The sequence below is a fragment of the Nitrobacter sp. genome (assembly GCF_047149785.1).
Classification (GTDB): domain Bacteria; phylum Pseudomonadota; class Alphaproteobacteria; order Rhizobiales; family Xanthobacteraceae; genus Nitrobacter.
The window spans coordinates 1,827,089-1,845,355 of sequence record NZ_BAAGBE010000001.1; the positions used below are offsets into that span (position 1 = coordinate 1,827,089).

The following is an 18,267-nucleotide window of genomic DNA, read 5'->3' on the forward strand; positions in this document are numbered from 1 at the left end:
CGGCCCAAGGCGTTCACGTCGGTCGCGGCGATGCGAATGATGGCGTCGAGCCGCTATCCGGGCTCACCGGGTTCGGCTATCAGCTTCGCCAGCCGCGCCTCTTCGTCCGCGCTCAGTCGCGGCGGCGTATTCGCGGCCGCCTGCATCGCCTTGGAGCGCCGCCGGCTGTAACCCAAAAGCGTCAGCCCGCCGCCTGCCAGAACCAGTGGGGTCAGCAGCCAGAGCAGCAACGTGTTCGTTTCGAAGGGCGGCTTCAGAAGCACGAAGTCGCCGTAGCGGGCGACCAGAAAGTCCAGCACCTGCTGATCGCTGTCGCCGGCCGCAATGCGCTCGCGCACCAGCAGGCGAAGGTCGCGCGCCAGCGGCGCCGAGGAATCGTCGATCGACTGGTTCTGGCACACCATGCAGCGCAATTCGCGCGACAGATTGCGCGCGCGTGCTTCCTGCGCGGGGTTGGACATGATCTCGTCGGGCAGCACCGCAAGAGCGGGAGACGCCATGGCGAGCGCAAGGCAAACGAGAGCGCCGAAAACATGCGGGAGCGCGCGCCGCGAAAGGAGCCCTCTCCGCGAGGGCACGGGCGGCGATTCCTGCATGAGGTCATGCATGATAACGGCCTCACTCCGCCGGCTGGAGGATGCTAATGGCTTTCGCCGGCTTCGGCGCGCCGACCCGGAGGCGACGGTCGGACAGCGAGAGCACGCCTCCAAAGGCCATCAGAACCGGTCCGAACCAGATCAGCAGCACCATCGGCTTGTGGTAGATCCGCACCGCGACCGAGCCATCGGCGGCGATGTCGCCGAGCGAGATATAGAGCTGGCTCACACCCCGCGTCAGCAGCGCGGCTTCCGTGGTCGATGCCGCGCGCGTGGTGAAGTTGCGCTTCGACGGCGTCATCACCGCGATCGGCTGCCCGTTCTCGCGCACGGTGAAACGCGCGATGTGTTCGCGATAGTTGGACTGCTGCCGCTGCGACGTGCCATCGAAGGTCAGGCTGTAACCGCCGACCTTCGCCACGTCGTTCGGCTTCATGGAGGCGATGAATTCGGTGTTCCAGGTGGTTTCGCAAACGATGCCGATCAGGGCCACGCCGAGGCCGGCGTGAGCGAACACGGTGCCCCAGGTCGAGCGCGGCAGCCCCTTGGCGCGGCGGAACGACACCGGAAGCGGCGCACGGAAAAGATTGATGCGCTCGGCAAGATCGCTGAGGGCGCCGAGAATCACGTACACGGCCAATCCAATTGCCAGCGGCGCGAAGGTGCTGCCGCCGCGCGTCCATGCCCACAGCACGGCCACCGCGATCGCGCCGCCGATGCCGGCGGCCATCAGCCGCTGCGAGGCGCCAGCCAGGTCGCCGCGCTTCCACGCCAGCATCGGCCCGAACGGCACCGCGACCAGCAGCGGAACGAACAATGGAGCGAATGTCAGGTTGAAGAACGGCGCTCCGACCGAAATCCTGTTGCCGGTGAGGACCTCGAGCGCGAGCGGATACAGCGTGCCTACGAATACGGTCGCGCAAGCGGTGGTCAGGAACAGGTTATTGAGCACGAGCGCGCCCTCGCGCGAGATCGGCGCGAACAGCCCGCCCTGCTTCAAGGAGGAGGCGCGCCAGATATACAAGGTCAGGCTGCCGCCGATGAAGGTGCACAGAATCAGCAGGATGAAAACGCCGCGCGTCGGATCGGTGGCGAAGGCATGGACCGATGTCAGTACGCCGGAGCGCACCAGGAACGTGCCGAGCAGCGAGAGCGAGAAGGTCAGGATCGCGAGCAGGATGGTCCATACCTTCAGCGCATTGCGCTTTTCCATCACCACCGAAGAATGCAGCAGCGCCGTTCCCGCCAGCCATGGCATGAGCGACGCGTTCTCCACCGGATCCCAGAACCACCAGCCGCCCCAGCCCAGCTCGTAATAGGCCCAGTACGATCCCATCGCGATTCCGAGCGTCAGGAAGATCCACGCCATCAGCGTCCATGGCCGCACCCAGCGCGCCCAGGCGGCATCGATGCGCCCTTCGATCAGAGCGGCGACAGCGAAGGAGAACGCGATCGAGAAACCGACATAGCCGAGATAGAGCATCGGCGGATGCACCGCGAGCCCGATATCCTGCAGCACCGGATTGAGATCGCGCCCTTCCATCGGCGGATTGGCAATCCGCGCGAACGGATTCGATGTCAGCAGGATGAACAGGTAGAACGCGCTCGCGATCCAGGCCTGCACCGCCAGCACATGGGCGCGCAGCGACTGCGGAAGATTATTCCCGAAGGCAGCGACCAGCCCGCCGAACAACGCGAGGATCGTCACCCACAGCAGCATGGAGCCCTCGTGATTGCCCCAGACGCCGGTGATCTTGTAGATCATCGGCTTCAGCGAATGAGAGTTCTGGTACACGTTGAGGACCGAGAAATCGGAAATGACGTGCAGCGTCACCAGCGCGAGGAACGAAGCGCCGACAAACAGCAGTTGCGCGAGCGCGGTCGAGCGCGCGACGTTCATCAGCGCGCCGTCGTGCAGTCTCGCGCCGATGATCGGAACCGTGGACTGGATCAGCGCGAGTCCGAGCGCCAGCACCAACGCATAATGTCCTGCCTCGGCGATCATTGCGGAACCCCCTGCTTGCCTGAGGCCTGCTTGTTGGAGGCCTGTTCGCCGTAGTCGTCTTTCCAGTGGCCCTGCTTCTTCAAGGCGTCCGCGACTTCCTTCGGCATATAGGTTTCGTCATGCTTGGCCAGCACGGTGTCGGCGCGGAATACGCCCGAACTGTCGAGCGCTCCCTCGGCGACCACGCCCTGCCCCTCGCGGAACAGATCCGGCAGGATGCCCTTGTAGGTGACCGGAAGCGTCGCGGTTCCGTCGGACACCTTGAACTTGACCGCGAGATTGGAGCCGCGGACCAACGAGCCGGCTTCCACCAACCCGCCCAGACGGAAACGTTGGCCAGGCTTGATGTGATGTTCGGCCACCATGACCGGAGTCGAAAAGAACACGATGGAATCACGAAATGCGTTCAGCACCAGCGCGACCGCGATTCCGAGCACTGCGAGCGCTCCGCCGATTATCGTCAACCGCCGCTGCTTGCGGGTCATGCTGTTTCACCTGCGCGGAAAGCAACCACCTGAATCATCCATCTATACCGAGAGCCTTGAGCCCTTCGTTGAGCTGGCGCAAGCCCGCTTCATTTTGTCCGAGCGCGCGGCGGGCGTCATCGCGCACGATACGTGATTTCTCCGGCTCGTTGAGCACCATATAGGCGCGGGCCAAGCGGAGCCATCCTTCGACATCATTCCCGTCATGCTTCAGACGCGCTGCGAGCCGGTCGACCATGGTATGGATCATCGCGGAACGATCCGTTTCGGTCATGTTGCTCGCCGCAGCCACCGCGTCTTTCGTCGGACCCGGCGCGCCGCCCCCGACCTGCGCCAGCGCCTCCTTCACCGTGTCGCGCCACTGCGCGTCCGCGGGCGCATCGGCCAGCAGAGCCTTCCACATCTTGACCGCGTCGGCGGTGCGGCCGTCCTGCTCCGCCGCCATCCCGAGGAAAAAGCGCGCCTTCGCCTCCTTGGGATCCAGGGCGACCGCGCGCTCGAACTCCTTCTTCGCGTCGGCGGTGACGATGCCGTTGGCGGCTCCGGCAAGCGCCGCACCGAGATCGGCGCGGCGCTCCGCGGTTTCGCCTACGTAGGTGATCACGTTGCGATAGGCGCGCGCGGCGGCGTCGAAGCGGCCGAGCTTTGTCAGCACCGGCGCGATCACGGTCCAGCCGCGGCCGTCGGTGGGATTCTTTTCCAGATGGGATTCAACCTGCTCCACCAGGTTATCAAGCGATTGCGACGCTTCGCCCGACTGAACGCGCTCCGCAAGCGGAAAATCGGGCAGTTGCGGCGACCCGAGCGGCAAGTAGACCGCAAGCGCCATCAGCGGAATCCCGGCCAACGCCACCACCGCCACCGTGCGGCGCAGCCAGAGCTTGGAGTCCTGCCGCTGACCGCTCTCCGCGTCGGCCGCCTCCAGAAGCCGGCGCCCGATCTCGACTCGCGCGGCCGCCGCCTCCGGCGCGCCGATCAGGCCGGCTGCAGCATCGCGGCCGACTTCGGCCAGTTGATCCCGATAGACCGTGGTCTCGCTGCCGCCGGGCGCCTGGGCCCGGGCCGAACGACCGAGCGGCCACAGCACCGCGAAGACCGCTCCAGCGGTCATCAGCGCAAACACAAACCACAGCGTCATTGCATCAGCATTCCGGTGGCCCGGCGCAGGAAACGGCCGGTCCGATGGCCGGGTTACATCACGACTGGACAGGGGACGCAATTGACAATTGCGGCACAATTGGCGGGGAACAGCGGCAACCCTATGATTCCAGAGCAGGATCGGCAAAAGCGGATACCGGTTTTACGCCCGGCCGCGCTTTTTCTTTTCACCAAACCGCCCGCTTTGGCGGATGATGCGCGAGAGTTGTTCCGGCTTTGATGGAATCAAAGCCGGGCTCCAGCTTTTTGTTTTGACGCGTTTCCTTGTACACGAACCGGTAGCCGTCCTCGGTCAAGCCCGAGAACATGCTTCGCTCGAAAAACGCTCCGGCAGGTTCCGAAATGCATTTGCCGGACTTAGCCGGCTCGCGACGACTTGGGCGACGACTTGGGCTCGGCCGCCAGCGCATTGTCGGCGGCCCGGCTCATCAACGACGAATAATCGTGGCCGAACAGAACCTCGCAGAAGCGGATCGTCGCCCGGACCTGCTGCTGGCGGAACGCGCGGGCGCGCTCATCGCCGCTGCGAAGCGATTCCACCAGCGTTTGCGCGGCCAGCTCGACGTATTGCTGCAAATCCGAATAGGTGCGCATCGTCACTTCGTTGATGGCCAGTTCGCTGGCGTAGGTCCGGCACACCGCGACGAAATCGATCAATGCCGCGACTTCCTCGACCTCGGCCGGATCCATCCGCGCGCCCGGCGGAATCTCCTTGTCGGGCCGCTGGCGGAGCAGACGTCGCACCCGACCGGGGACGCCGTCGATTTCCGATTGCAAACCGTTGGAAATATCGACCCTGATCGCCGCGAGCTGGCGGCCCCAGTTTGAATCGGCGCGGATATCGAGCTCGGTCCGCAAGCCCCGGATGCCGTCATGCACGGTCTTCAGACGTTCGGAGACGTTTTCGAAATGCCCTCGCCGGATGTCGGCGCGCAAGCCGGCCGAAGTCCGCGACAGATCGTCGAGCACCAGCGTGACCGCCGCGCCATAAGGCGTCGCCGCCACCCGGAACTCGTCGTCCGAGCCTGCGAACTTGATCGCCAGCCGGATGACCTGCCACGATGCGGAGAGCCGCTGCATCACCAGCGACAGCACGAACGGGGCGGCCACCGGGGTCAGCAGGGAAGGAACGTTGAGCGCGGGCATCAGAAGGGCAATCTGAGGCTCCCCGAAGACCCGCATAAAACTCGGCAACCGGATAATGAGGGTCTCGAGCGCCTCGCGGGCGTTCAGGACGGCCCCGATTGAAGCAAAGTCTTCAGCGACGCTGGGCGCCCCGATGCGGCCGAGAGTCCGCTGACGGTCAGTGCCATCGGCCACCCGCTGGATGGCGGCCGCGGCGGCCGCCTGCAAGGTCCACGCCGCCGCCTCGATATCGGACGCCGTTACGGTTTCGGTCGCAAGCGCAGCCTCGAACGCGCGCACGGCATCCGGCGCGCCGTCCTGCGCCAGCCATTGCCAGACAGGCATGAGCGAGGTGCGCCGGATCTGCCCGGAGCGCGGCGCGGACTCGCCTTCGATGAGAAACGGCTCCAGCGGACGAAACAGAAGTCGGGCCGGATCCTTGCGCGGCTGCCGCATGCTGTCGTCCGGGCCGCGGACGATCCTGCGGAGTTCCCCGAGCACGAAGCTGGCGACCGCGACATCTTCGTCGCGCTCGACGGCACGCTCGAATTCCCGCAACAGCAGTGCCTGCGACTTCGGCGGAAGTTGCGCGAGATAATCCTTCAACCGTTCGAGTGAGGCCTGGTCCATGCACATAAATCTTGACGCGAACGATCGCGCGGCCACCGGAGGAGCCCGTGGCACGTCATAGCAGGGGCGGTCTTAAGGATGCGTTGAGGAGGACGGGAGCGTTTTCAAGCGCAACATGCCTCAGGCTTGACCTGAAGACAGATACCGGATCTCACGAAGAAAATCGTTTAAAATCAAAAATATAGAGCCATGTTTTCCTCCTCTATCGGAAGCGGAAGGGCTCTAGCCTATTGCGGCCCACTTGCCGTCGCCGTTTCGGCAGGCGGTTTTGCGCACGGTTTCGAGCTGACCGCCGATCGTGACGGTGTGGGAGTAGCCGCGGCAGGTCGCACCCTTCAACTCATACTCCGGGCCGGCGACGATATTGCCATGGCGACCGGAAACCGGATTGCGCCAGGCGATCGGCGCGCCGGGCGCGCCTCGCTCGAGGGCATCCATCTGAGCCTGATAGGCCAGGCGGCGATCGTTATCATCCAGCTCTGAATCAAGTTTTGGCCCAATCAAGAGACCGAGCGCTGCTGCGGTCGCAACCGCGCGCTCGCGCGCCGGATCGCCCGCCCTTCCCGTCTGGACGGCGAACGCGCCGGTCGACAAGCTCGAACCGTCGGGACCGCCCGAACTTGTCATATCGCAGCCGCCGAGAGCGAGCATCGCCGCGACGACAACCAGCGCATTTGTCCTGCCCATGACTCTCTCCGGCGCGCTCCAGCCCGGAAGATTCGCGTCCGGTCGCACAGGAGCGGGCAATTCGGGCGGGACTGCGGCGACACGGCCCGCCCCTTCTTTCCGAACCAGCGAACTCGTGGACGGATTTAACATTCGCTCCCGCCCCTTGCAGCCTGGCAAGCCGATGTCGGAATCAAAACTCCGCCGAAAGACGGCCGCCACCCGCTTCATGCCGCCGGCAGCGCCAGTTCGGCCCGCAGCCCTCCGATCGGGGACGAGCCGAGCGTCAGGCTGCCGCCATAAAGCGCCGCCAGATCGGTCACGATCGACAACCCAAGTCCGGATCCGGGCTTGGTCTCGTCGAGCCGGCGGCCGCGCTGCGAGGCCTGCATCTGCTCCGCGTCCGACAGTCCGCTGCCATCATCGTCGACGACGATATGCAGCATCGCCGGTCTGGCTCCATCGGCGGGACGGACGGAAACCCCGATGCGCACCCGCGACCGCGCCCACTTGCAGGCGTTGTCGACGAGGTTGCCGGCCATTTCCTCGAGGTCTTGCCGCTCGCCGCGAAATTTCGCGCCCGCGCTGACCTCGACATGGATGGCGACGGCGCGGTCGCGATGAATTTTTTCCATGGTCCGTCGCAGCGCCTCGATGACCGGCGCGACATCGGCCACGGTTGCAATGACAGTGAGCCGCGCAGCGATGCGGGCCCGCTCCAGGTGATGGGCGACCTGATTGCGCATCACCCCCGCCTGTTCGAGCACCTTCGCGGCGAAGGGGTCGCGTTGATGCGCATTGGCTTCGTTGACGATGACCGACAACGGCGTCTTGACCGCATGCGCTAGGTTTCCGACGTGGGTTCGCGCGCGTTCGACGATCTCGCGGTTGGCATCAATCAGCGCGTTGGTCTCGCGGGCGAGCGGCGCGATCTCGACCGGAAATTCGCCCTGGAGCCGCTCGGCGCGGCCGGAGCGGATGTCGGCGATGGCGTCTGAAATGCGCTTCAGCGGCGCGAGACCGAACCGCACCTGAAAAATCGTGGTGAGCAGCAACCCGATCGTGAGCGCGGCAAACGTGCCGCCGAGGTAATAGTCGAAGGCTCGCGTCTCGTCGAAAATCTCGGTGGCGTCTCCGGCCACCGTGACGCGGAATTTGCCATCCGCGCCGAGATCGACCGGCCGCTCCGCCATGCGCAGGATCTGGCCCTCGGGTCCGTCGACATATCCGACGCGGACCCCCGACGAGGAGAGCTCAATGCCCTGATCCTCCAGCTTCGGCAGCTTCTTGTCCCATAGCGAGCGCGAGGCACGGATCTCTTTCTCGTACGGATCGGTGCGCACGATTTCCCAGTACCAGCCCGACAGCGGCAGATCGAACAGCGGCTCGCCGAGCGACTGGAACTGACGATCGGGCGGCTCGTCCGGCGTCGCCACCTCGGCGATCAGGGTGCGGAGATAGAGGTTGAGGCGGCGGTCGAAGGCGCGCTCGGACGCCGAGCGATAGACCGACGACAGCACCACGCCGGTGATGAGCAGAATGACCACGACCCAGGCGGTCGCGGACAGGTACAGCCGCGTTGCGAGCGAATTCGAGCGGCGGGCCAGAAATTCCCTAACGCGCATCTGCCGGCGGCGTCAGCAGGTAGCCGAGCCCGCGGACGGTCTGGATGATATCGACGTCCAGCTTCTTGCGGATGCGACCGACAAAGACCTCAATGGTGTTGGAGTCGCGATCGAAATCCTGATCGTAGAGATGCTCGACCAGTTCGGTGCGTGACACGACCCGCCCGGTATGGTGCATGAGATAGGCGAGCAGCCGGTATTCATGCGATGTCATCTTGATCGGATTGCCGCTGACGCTGACGCGGCCGGTGCGGGTATCCAGCGTCACCGGCCCGCAAGTCAGCTCCGACTGGGCGTGACCGGTGCTCCGGCGCAGCAGCGCGCGGATGCGCGCCAGAATTTCCTCGAGGTGGAAGGGCTTTGCGACATAGTCGTCGGCGCCGGCGTCGAACCCCTGCACCTTGTCGCTCCAGCGGTCGCGCGCGGTGAGGATCAGGACCGGCATGGTGCGCCCCTGGCGCCGCCAGGCCTCCAGCACCGAGATGCCGTCCATCTTCGGCAGGCCGATGTCCAGCACGACGGCGTCGTAGGGTTCGCTGTCGCCGAGGAAATGTCCCTCCTCGCCGTCGAACGCGCGATCGACCACATAGCCGGCGTCGGTCAGCGCCGTCGTAAGCTGACGATTGAGGTCGGGATCGTCTTCGACGACGAGAAGGCGCAAGGCGGACTCCGCTGATTCCACCCGCCAAGATGACCCGTCGCGGCGTGAATGGCAAATGAACGCCGGGGCCCGCTTGTGTCATATTTTCCAGCGGCGGACATACCGCCCGGACGGCCCCCGCGCCCGCTCCGGGCGGTCTTACGTGGTCGTCGAACCGTCATCGGGCGGCAGCGGATTCAGGAACGCGTCGGCCGCCGCGTTGATCCGCTCCAGCACCGCATCGATCTCGTCAGACGTGGCGTTGCTGCCGCCGATCAGGCCGGCGATGGCCTGAACGTAGGGTATCGACGAGATCACGCCCTGCTCGATCGCGGGCGCGGCCTTGACGATCGCGCTGACGATGGCTTCTGCGGCCGCGAGGCCGGCTTCGATTTCTGCTGCTGTGACCATGTTATCGTACTCCCGATGCAAGGATCTGCTGGACGGCGATCAGCGCCGACTGCGCCGCCGAGAGCGCGTTGGTGATATCGACGGACGGATAGGCCTTTTGCAGCGCGACCAGATTGTTGACCGCAAGGCGCGCCTTGAACATCGCAGCCTGCAGCCTCTCGATCACCGATCGCCTCGCGCAGATGTTGGCCGCGCCAGGCACCGTGCCGGTCCGGCAAAGCGGCAGCGCCTTGTAGGCGTTGGCGGCGTTCACCGCGACGCCATAGGCGTTTTCGATGCCGTAGACGGTGTTGAGCGCAACGGCCGTGTTCAGATTCAAGGACGGCAGCGCGACGGTCTGGCAGCCTGCCAGCGCCAGACCGGAGACGAGCGCTGTCGCGGCGACGAGCTTTCGCATGGGAACTCCTGTTGTTCGCGGATTTACTTGAGCGCGCCGGTCGCGGCGCTGACGGTCGGCACGTCGGGACGCGCGGCCGTAACTGAGGGGACCGCTTTGGTGCCGGCCTTGACGTAAAGGCCCCACGCCACTGTGAAGAGCGTGCCGATCGCGCCGATAATGCTGGTCACCTGGTCGGAGGTGACCCAGCCCTTGCCGGTGGCGAAACTGCCGGCCGCGATCAACAGATAGCGCACGACCTGCCACACCGAATCCGATGTCATGTATGATCTCCAATGATGTTGCGATTGCCTGAGCCCGTCAGGCGGCGGAAAAAACCATGGCTTGCGCCCGACGCCACTCGGCGTCCGTCATGGGATACGGCTTGCCCGCTTCCCACTGCGCTTGCGCTTTCATCAGCGCGAGGCCCTTCGGAGAGGCGAGCAGCGCAGGCGTGATCCGGGTTTGCGCCGTTATGCCGACATGCTTGCCGAGGAAGGCCATATAGGCCGCCGACGAATTGTGGCCGGACCACTTCTTGATCGCGGACGACAGCGATATGTTGCAGTAGCCGACTTTCCACAGCGCGAACTGCGCCGCCGCGCCATGGACGACATCCGGGAACACGGCGATGTGGTTGGATTGTCCATCTTTCAGGACAACGTCGCTGACAGCTCCCCAATTGTTGGCGTGCTTGCCGCCCCACATCGCGCCGGGGTTTTTGTATCGAATGGACGCGGGTTCGGTCATAGGTTCGCGCCCCCGAAATCGAGGTTGGGCATTGGATCGGTCCTTTAAGGTGTGGTAGGTGGGTCGGGCGGTGACGGCGTGATAACCGGCCCGCGAAACAGCAAGAGGCTCAACCCGCTAGGCCGGGTGGCCCCACGAATAAACCGTTAGCAGCAGCGCCGGGTCGCTCCCGACGTGGCGGTCAATAATGGGGGTCGGCACCTCTTGCTGCTGATTATCAACCACCCGGCACCAGCCGGGCAGCGCAGAGGGCTGTCATGGATACTCCGACCAGAGATGCGATGATTTTTGCCGGTGTCATCGGACTCGGCGTGATCATGCTCATGATCTTCGCCGCGCAGATCGCGCCGCATGGTCACTGACGGCATCGTCGCAGCAGGTTCAGGGATTGGGCCGGATCGATCATCCAGCAGGACTGCAAGCCAAAGGCTACTGGCGACCGAACGCCATAAAGCTAAACCCTCTGTCAATGGCGACCCCGGCTGAGCCAGTCCCGGTGATGGCAAGCGTCGTGCTGTACGATGATCGGCTCCCCAGCATCTCCTGAATCGTTTCCGTGACTCCCACCCCTCCGAACTGGTTGACGGTGGCAATTACTGCGAAACTCGTCGATGCGAAGGGAGTCGTGAAGCTGATCGTCAGATTCCCCGTCGAATTCTTGCTGATGCCGGCGATGTTGAAGCCGGCCGACAAGGTGTATGTGCCACCGGACACGGTGAAATAGCCCCATGCCTTGGCGGCGCTGTCATGATCCTGTTGATGCGCCGGCGTTACCGCCGACGTATTGTCGGCGCCCGCCTGCTGTTGCGATTTGGTTGCAACCGCCCGAGCCCCGCCCCCGATTACCTGCCAGCGCGCGGCGGTGCCGTCGTAACGCAGGATCGCGGCCTGCTTCGCCGCGATCGTCAGGTCGCCGCCGAGTGTCAGACGGTTCGATGCCGACGACGACGTGCTTTCATCGAGCAGCGTGACAGGCTGGCTTCCGACATTGATGATGGCGAGGCAGCGCCCTTCCGCTCCGCCGGCCAGGCCCGAAATGTTGCGCGCGGCGTTCGCTTTGATTTGCAGCACCGACGCCGCCGCAAGACCGGCGGGGCTATAGTCATTCTGATCGGTGGTGATCTGCGCCGGTGAAATGACGCCGCTCAGCGACAGCCCGCACGGAAGCGTGAGATTGCCGGTGTCCTGATCGATATTGAACGCCTCGGTCCAGCTTGATCCGTCCGGCGACACCTTGAGCTTGAAGGTATCGGCGCCGACCAGGCCGAACTCCGCGCGGCCTGAGAAATTATCCGAGAAGAACACCGACGCCGTATTGGCCGAGCCTTCCTTCGAGAGCTGAAGCCGCATGTCGCCGGTGCCGCCGTCGGCGGCATCGATGGCGGCGAACAACGCGGCGTTGGACTTGACGCTGAGAAGATTGGGACTGCTCGCCGCCGTGTTGACGCCGAGATGCGCCACGTTATCGAGCGCATCGGTGCCGCCCGCGCCCTGCCAGGCCGCGCCGCCGAACACGAACAGGCTGCTGTCAGCCGCCGACCAGATGCACCATCCGGTCTTCGGCGCGAGGAAGGCCCAGGCGTCGTCCTGCCAGGTCGCGATGGTGTTGTCCTTTCCGGCCCACGCGCCGGTCGCGCCGCCTGCGACCACATGACGTTCGCCGTCCGCCGGACTGGAGGGCGGTGTCGTGCGTGTCCGATCGAGCACGCCGATCTGGACCACTGCGTCGAGAATGCGTAGCGCCTCGTTATGGGTAACGTGCTTCTGCGCCTGGCTGCCGTCGATATACGGCAGCCCGAGATTCGGTGTGTCTGTCATGGCAACTCAGAGGGTGAGAGTAAGTTCAGTGGGATGGCCGGCGCCGACCGTCGCCGACACTTGCGCGACGCGAACATGCAGGCTGGTTTGCGCGGCGCCGAAATCGGCGAGTTCGTCGGCGCTGGCGTAGAGCGCCTCGGAGGCGCCGCACGCGATGCTTCGCACGATCGAACCGCCGGAGAAGATGTCGAGCGTGTAGGCTTCGCTGTCCTCACCCAGCGGCACCTCCACCCCCCAGCCGTCGCCGTCGATGCGCGTCCGGCGAATCCACGAGATGCGAACCCCGTCGCTCTCGCGCGACGCCTTCACATGCACCGGCGACAGCGGCAGCAACGCGGTCGCCTGCGGCGTCACCGTCAGCGCGACCGCGGTCGGATCGTCATGGTTGCGTCCGGCGGCGGCGAGCCGCACCAGGATCGGCCGGGCGAGCGCATTCAACCCGCGCGCCAGCGGCGCGAGATGCGTGTCGAGCAGGACGAAGGGCGCGCCCGCCGGCAATGCGTCCGCAATGGCGTATTCGCTGCCGGCCTGCCCGCGCAGCAGGCGGGACACTTTATAAGTGCCCTGGTCCACCAGCTCCGCATTGGCGAACTGCAGAACTTCCCAGTCGCCGTCGGTGTTCTGCACGGCGGCCGCGTTGGCGCCCGCCAGCACGCGGGCATCGGAGAGCGACGTCAGCGCGCCGCCATAGAGCCGCACGCGAAAGACGTTGCCGCAGTCCCACCGGCTGGAGGGTCCCGCCGGCAGCGGGTCGAGCGTTTCGCCCAATGTGGCGGGCGCCGGGATGACCGCGGCCGGCTGAAAGCTGGCGCCGTCCGGCGATGTCCAGACCGTCACCGACACCGGCCACGGGCTGGCGAAGACCGCGAGCCGCGTCAGGATCGGCGGCTCCGACGATTCGATGGTCGGCAGGTCGAGCACCGCGGCCTGAACCGGCCCGAGCGCGGCCGGTATCGCCGACGCCATCTGTCGCGGCGTCGACAGCGGCACCGAAAACACTTCGGGATCGATGCTGCGCGCGGTCACCTGCCGCGCTTCGGCATCGAGCGTCGCGCTGATCTCGAACAGCCGCCGGCGCCCGCTGATCGTCACCGCGATCACGTCGCCCGCCGTCAGCGGCAGGCATTGCGGGCCGAGCGAGAACGCGGCGCTCTCGCGTCCCGCCCACAGGTCCTGCAGCCAGACCTCGGCCCGCCGCGCCATCGCCGCGTCGTCGCTGACGACCGCGAGATCGGAGTGAACGCTGCGATTCGAGCCGCCCGCCAGCCGTCGCGACGTCACCGCAGAGCGCCTGTAGTCCACGGTGCCGTCGGTAAAGCCGAAACCGGCTTCGCGCGGCAGTTCGGTTTCCTGCGCGCGGGTGAGCCGAGCCGGCGCGCCGTCGTCGGGCAGCACCAGGTCTTCCTCGGCGAATTCGGCGACCGGCGCGCCGCCGCGTGAAATGAAGCGCAGCGTTCCGTCGGCGGCGGTGGCGTCAAAAGCATAGGCGCCGGCAAGCGGCTCGATCATGGCGCGCGGCGACATCGGCCGGTCGATCACGTAGCCGTCGCAAGCCTCGCGCAGCGCCGAGGTGTCGGCGCCGGCGATACCGCAGTCCGCGAGCAGCGTCTCCACCAGCGCGTCCATCGGCGCGGTGCCGAGACGGCCAGTGAGCCAATGCCCGGTCTGCCAGTTGGGCCCGTCGCTCCAGACCTCGGTCGCGGCGGGAAACGCCGGATAGGGCCGCGCATCCCAGGTCCACAGATGGATCGCGGACGCGTCGATCATGCGCCCGCCATAGATCGCGGAAATCGGATTGTCCGCATCCGCCGCGCCGAACGCCGGATCGAGCTTGCCGAGAAACGCTTGCAGATAGCGGCGCTGGATCAGATCGTCGCGATTGCCACCGGAGAAATACGGCAGATTGTTTTCCGACGATTTGGGATCTGGAAACACGCTCGGCTGGTTGGCGCCCTTGTCGACCGCCGGGCAGCCGACCTCGGTGAACCAGACCGGCTTGCCTTGCGGCACCCATGCGGTCGGGCTTGCCAGTTCAACGCCACTGATGCGCTCGTAATGCGCCGACGACCACCATGACCTGATGTCCTTGACGCGGAAAGTCCACGGCTTGCCGAGGCCATCGGTGATCGGCGTGCGATCCTGCGTAGCGCGCGCGGCGGCGTCGGTGTAGTACCAGTCGAACCCCTCGCCGCTATAGACGTTACCCGCGAGATAGCCGACGTCGTAGGTCGAAGCCGCGATGCTTGAGTCGAGATGCCCGGCCTCGTCGCGCCAGTCCGCGAGCGGCGCGTAGTAATCGATGCCGACGACATCGATCGCGCTCGATGCCCACAACGGATCGAGCGGAAAACGAACCTCCGACGCATCCGGCGTGACGACATCGGCGCCGTATTCGGTCCAGTCCGCGCCATAGGTCACGATCGTCGATGACCCCACGATGGACTTTACGTCCGCCGCGAGCGCCGCCAGCGCATTGACGGCGGGATAGACGCCGCTGCCGGAGCGCACCCGCGTCAGCGATCGCAACTCCGATCCGATCATGAAGGCGTGGACGCCGCCGGCGGAAGCCACCAGGCTCGCATAGTGCAGGACCATGTTGCGATAATTCCAGCTTCCGCCGGAGAAGAAAGTATCGACCTGCGTCGCCGCCGCCGGTGCGCCTTGCGGCGAGCCCGTCCGCCCCGGCGCGGGATCGCAGGTGATGCGGCCGCGCCAGGGATAGGCCGGCTGCGACGAGGCCCCGCTCCAGGGATCGCTCAGGCCGTTGCCCGCCGGAATATCCATCATGACGAACGGATAGAACGTGACCTTCAGGCCGCGCGCCTTCAACTCGGCGATCAGATGCACGACGCTGACATCCGAAGGCGTGCCGCCGAACGCCGGACGGCCATCGACCTGCGACACCACATAGGCGCTTGCCCGCGTCACGCCGGCCACCGACCAGTTGCCGCCGATGGTGGATTTGATCGCGCTGTCGACGCCGGGACGAACGATGCAGCTTCCGGCGCGAAGGTCCGATCCGAACCATGCCACAACGACAGCCACGCGTTCGAGATTCGGGCACACGGCCTGGAGATCGTCGAGCGCCGCGATCACGTCGGACTCCGCGTTCGGCACGTGACGGTTTTCCGGCGCCGACTGGCCCGGACCGAGCGACTGCACGACGGTGGACGGCTCGTAGCCGAACTCGGTGGTGCCGGGGATCAACGTCACCGCGCGCGTCATCCGTTCGAGTTCGCCGATGGGGCGGATGATCTCGAACGAGAGCTGTGGAATGCGGTTGCCGAAATTCGCCAGCGGCAGCCGCTCGAACACGACATAGGCAAGCCCGCGATAGGCCGGCGCATTGCCCGCGCCTTCCTTCGCGACGATCAGATCGTCGGGCGACTGATCCTCGCTGCCGCGATGAACGCGGATCGTCAGGCCGGAGACATCCAGCGGACTGCCGTCGGCCCAGATCCGCCCCACCCGTCCGATCATGCCTTCGCAAAGGCCGACCGCGAAGTTGGCGAAATAGCTATAGGTGGTGGTCGTCGTGGTCGGGCCGCTGAACAGGCCGCCCTTGCCGCCGGACGAGGTGGTTTCGCTGTTGACGACTTCCTCCAGCGGCGTCGCCCAGATCACCTGGCCGGACAACCGCGCGCGGCCATAGACGCGCGGGATCGGCGCGCCTTCGGTCGAAGCCATCACGTCGAGATCGGCGAGACGCGGCCCGACCACATTCTGGTTGCCGGGACCGAACACCTTGCGGTCGATGACATTGCCGACCAGCGCGCCGGCGATGCGGCCCGCGATCGCGCCGGCCGGGCCGAACAACGCGCCGGCGGCGGCGCCCGCGACGGAAAGAACCAGCGCTGCCATCAGACCGAAACTCCGGGAAAGCGAAATGCATAAGCCAGCCGCCGCCGCCACCACGGCGCGAGAGCGATCTCGCAGACGGCCGCGCCGTCGTGCGCATGAATCATCGTGCGCTCGCTGGAAGCGATCGCGACATGCTTGGCGACAAAGCCGTCGCGCCAGCGGAACAGCAGCACGTCGCCAGCCCCGAAGCCGTCGCGCGCGACCGGCACCAGATGGCGCAGCGCCGCGGCCGCCAGCGTCTCGTCGCCCTTCGCCTCGGCCCAGTCCGGTGCATAGGGCGGCGGCGTTTCCGGTTCGTCGCCGATGCAGTTGCGCCAGACGCCGCGCACCAGGCCGAGGCAGTCGCAGCCGACGCCCCTGAGCGAGGCCTGATGGCGATAGGGCGTGCCGATCCAGCCGCGCGCTTCCGCGACGATGGCCGCACGAGTGATGGGAACTGGCATTTTCATGTTCTTTCCGTCGAAGCCGTCATTGCGAGGAGCGCAAGCGACGAAGCAATCCGGCAATCCCCGAAGAACCGGATTGCTTCGCGGAGCCCGTGATCGGGCGGCGCTTCGCGCCGGCCCGTTGGCCCGCAATGATGCGAGAACGGACCTACCCGCCCGCGCCGGGCACCGGATAGCTCACGACGAAATCGTTGCCGGGAATCTGCGGAAAGCCGCGGAAATTAGCGGTATTGGCGAAGCGGTCGCGGCAGGTCGCGAAGCTCTTGTCGCAGCCCGCGGTGATCGTGAAGCCGTCGCCGGCCGCGATCGGCTCGGCCATCGCCTGCCACAGCGACAGCCGCACCTCGCCCGAAACGATCCGGTGCTGTTTCACCTCGACCGCAATGCCGATATTGGCCCCGCCGGTCCACGCCAAGCGCCCCGCGGTGAACCAACCCTCGGCAAAGCCGCCCAGGCCTGAGACTGCGATGATCGACGTTCCCTCCATCGCCGTCACCGCGCCGCTGCCGTGATAGGCGGCATCGGCAAGATTGACGCGGCATTTGCCGTCGCCGAGATCGACGCCGCAACGCGCCGTGAACAGACGCCCGCTGTCCTGCGCCAGCGCATCCGCAAGCCCGCGCAGTTCCGCGGTGAACGCCTGTCCCTCGCGGCGGACCTCGCCCAGCGTGCCGCGCGCGATCAGGACTTTCAGCGCGACGTCGCTCCAGTCCACCAGCCAGGTTGCGATCTCGGCGGCGTCGTAACGTCCGGCGGCGAGATCGGCCTCGGTCAGCGCATCATCGGAAAACGCGCCGGAGATTTCGGAGCCGTCGACCGACAGGTCGAAGCGGCTGGTCGCTTCCGACGCGGTGAAGCCGGTGGCGGCGCGGCAGGCGACGCCGCCGACCGAAAGATCGCAGTCGTGATCGGTGAAGCCGAGCACGACGCCGTCGCGCCGCGTCACGATCCAGCAGCGCGCCAGCGTGGTCGCGCCGGAATCGAGTTTGGCCTGAAGCGCGGAAGGGATGCTTCTCACAGACGTATCTCCACCAGCGGAATTTTCGGAATGGCGCCGGCGGCGAAGGTCGAGAGATCGACTTCGAGGTAGTCGGTGTCGAAGCGCACCGGCACGTCGAAATTGAACCCCGCGGTGACGGCCGCTCCCGCCGGAGGAACCTGTCCGGCGGCAAACGTGACGACGCCCGTCGTCGCATCGCAATTGAACGCGGAGCCCGCCGCTACTTCCTGGTCGGCGACGGCGACGCGCACGCTGCCGCTGACCGGCTTTCCGATCGCGCGCGCATAGGGCGCGAACGCACCGCCATATGTCTTGATCAACTGAAACGACGCGGTGGCGCCGTCGCCGATGCCGATGACCTGATCGCGCGGCGAAATCGCGACGCCCGTCATCGCCGAGCAGCAATCCAGCCGGTCGCGCCAGCGAAAGCCGTAGAGCCGGCCGCGCCGCTCCTCGAAGAAGGCGACGACGGCCTGCAAGGCGTCCAGCGTCCTGACGCCGTAGCCGGCGTCATAGCGCCGCCGCGACTGCGCCCAGCGCGCGTTGCGCGCCTCGCGACCCGAGCCGAAGCTCACGATATCGGTGCGCCGTTCCGGCCCGCCCGCGCTCTTCAACGCAATATCGAGCGGAAACAGGACTTCGTGGAAACTGGTCATGGGTTACCTGACGTTCTTC

Annotated in this window: 17 protein-coding genes; all 17 read right to left on the reverse strand. The window is 66.0% G+C overall.

Features of this window, described 5'->3' with window-relative positions; all coding sequences use genetic code 11:
- Positions 1 to 53 precede the first annotated feature (53 nt).
- The 17 genes from ACMDCM_RS08365 to ACMDCM_RS08445 all read right to left on the reverse strand — a co-directional run bounded on the left by ACMDCM_RS08365 (position 54) and on the right by ACMDCM_RS08445 (position 18,248).
- Complete coding sequence (locus ACMDCM_RS08365; RefSeq protein WP_412774703.1) at positions 54 to 596, reverse strand: cytochrome c-type biogenesis protein; 543 nt, start codon at positions 594 to 596, stop codon at positions 54 to 56.
- Positions 597 to 618: 22 nt separating this feature from the next.
- Positions 619 to 2,601 (reverse strand): heme lyase CcmF/NrfE family subunit, encoded by a 1,983-nt coding sequence (locus ACMDCM_RS08370; RefSeq protein ID WP_412773128.1) that lies wholly within the window; start codon positions 2,599 to 2,601, stop codon positions 619 to 621.
- Entirely contained in the window at positions 2,598 to 3,086 is a 489-nt protein-coding gene (gene ccmE, locus ACMDCM_RS08375) for a cytochrome c maturation protein CcmE (protein ID WP_412773129.1), read from the reverse strand. Before ccmE ends, ACMDCM_RS08370 begins: the two co-directional genes overlap by 4 nt.
- A gap of 34 nt (positions 3,087 to 3,120) precedes the next feature.
- The gene (ccmI, locus tag ACMDCM_RS08380) at positions 3,121 to 4,224 is read right to left on the reverse strand and encodes a c-type cytochrome biogenesis protein CcmI (protein ID WP_412773130.1); all 1,104 of its coding nucleotides are present in this window, start codon (positions 4,222 to 4,224) and stop codon (positions 3,121 to 3,123) included.
- A gap of 377 nt (positions 4,225 to 4,601) precedes the next feature.
- The gene (locus tag ACMDCM_RS08385) at positions 4,602 to 5,999 is read right to left on the reverse strand and encodes a hypothetical protein (protein WP_412773131.1); all 1,398 of its coding nucleotides are present in this window, start codon (positions 5,997 to 5,999) and stop codon (positions 4,602 to 4,604) included.
- 222 nt (positions 6,000 to 6,221) lie between these two features.
- Entirely contained in the window at positions 6,222 to 6,686 is a 465-nt protein-coding gene (locus tag ACMDCM_RS08390; protein ID WP_412773132.1) for an RT0821/Lpp0805 family surface protein, read from the reverse strand.
- Between the two features lie 206 nt (positions 6,687 to 6,892).
- The gene (locus tag ACMDCM_RS08395) at positions 6,893 to 8,290 is read right to left on the reverse strand and encodes a sensor histidine kinase (protein WP_412773133.1); all 1,398 of its coding nucleotides are present in this window, start codon (positions 8,288 to 8,290) and stop codon (positions 6,893 to 6,895) included.
- Positions 8,280 to 8,951 (reverse strand): response regulator transcription factor, encoded by a 672-nt coding sequence (locus ACMDCM_RS08400; RefSeq protein ID WP_412773134.1) that lies wholly within the window; start codon positions 8,949 to 8,951, stop codon positions 8,280 to 8,282. The genes ACMDCM_RS08395 and ACMDCM_RS08400 overlap by 11 nt, the downstream gene beginning before the upstream one ends.
- A 138-nt stretch (positions 8,952 to 9,089) precedes the next feature.
- Complete coding sequence (locus tag ACMDCM_RS08405; protein ID WP_412773135.1) at positions 9,090 to 9,341, reverse strand: hypothetical protein; 252 nt, start codon at positions 9,339 to 9,341, stop codon at positions 9,090 to 9,092.
- 1 nt (position 9,342) lies between these two features.
- Positions 9,343 to 9,738: a hypothetical protein gene (locus ACMDCM_RS08410; RefSeq protein ID WP_412773136.1), complete on the reverse strand. Its 396-nt coding sequence runs from the start codon at positions 9,736 to 9,738 to the stop codon at positions 9,343 to 9,345.
- Positions 9,739 to 9,761: 23 nt separating this feature from the next.
- On the reverse strand, positions 9,762 to 10,001 hold the full coding sequence (locus tag ACMDCM_RS08415; RefSeq protein ID WP_412773137.1) for a Pam3-gp28 family putative phage holin: 240 nt from the start codon (positions 9,999 to 10,001) through the stop codon (positions 9,762 to 9,764).
- Positions 10,002 to 10,038: 37 nt separating this feature from the next.
- A complete protein-coding gene (locus ACMDCM_RS08420) occupies positions 10,039 to 10,467 on the reverse strand; it encodes a hypothetical protein (protein ID WP_412773138.1) in 429 nt (142 codons plus the stop codon).
- A 429-nt stretch (positions 10,468 to 10,896) separates the two neighbouring features.
- On the reverse strand, positions 10,897 to 12,285 hold the full coding sequence (locus ACMDCM_RS08425) for a DUF2793 domain-containing protein (RefSeq protein WP_412773139.1): 1,389 nt from the start codon (positions 12,283 to 12,285) through the stop codon (positions 10,897 to 10,899).
- Between the two features lie 6 nt (positions 12,286 to 12,291).
- Positions 12,292 to 16,146: a baseplate multidomain protein megatron gene (locus tag ACMDCM_RS08430; protein WP_412773140.1), complete on the reverse strand. Its 3,855-nt coding sequence runs from the start codon at positions 16,144 to 16,146 to the stop codon at positions 12,292 to 12,294.
- Positions 16,146 to 16,589: a C40 family peptidase gene (locus tag ACMDCM_RS08435; protein ID WP_412774704.1), complete on the reverse strand. Its 444-nt coding sequence runs from the start codon at positions 16,587 to 16,589 to the stop codon at positions 16,146 to 16,148. The genes ACMDCM_RS08430 and ACMDCM_RS08435 overlap by 1 nt, the downstream gene beginning before the upstream one ends.
- Positions 16,590 to 16,740: 151 nt before the next feature.
- Positions 16,741 to 17,610: a DUF2163 domain-containing protein gene (locus tag ACMDCM_RS08440; protein ID WP_412773141.1), complete on the reverse strand. Its 870-nt coding sequence runs from the start codon at positions 17,608 to 17,610 to the stop codon at positions 16,741 to 16,743.
- A complete protein-coding gene (locus tag ACMDCM_RS08445; protein WP_412773142.1) occupies positions 17,607 to 18,248 on the reverse strand; it encodes a phage distal tail protein, Rcc01695 family in 642 nt (213 codons plus the stop codon). Before ACMDCM_RS08445 ends, ACMDCM_RS08440 begins: the two co-directional genes overlap by 4 nt.
- Positions 18,249 to 18,267 lie beyond the last annotated feature (19 nt).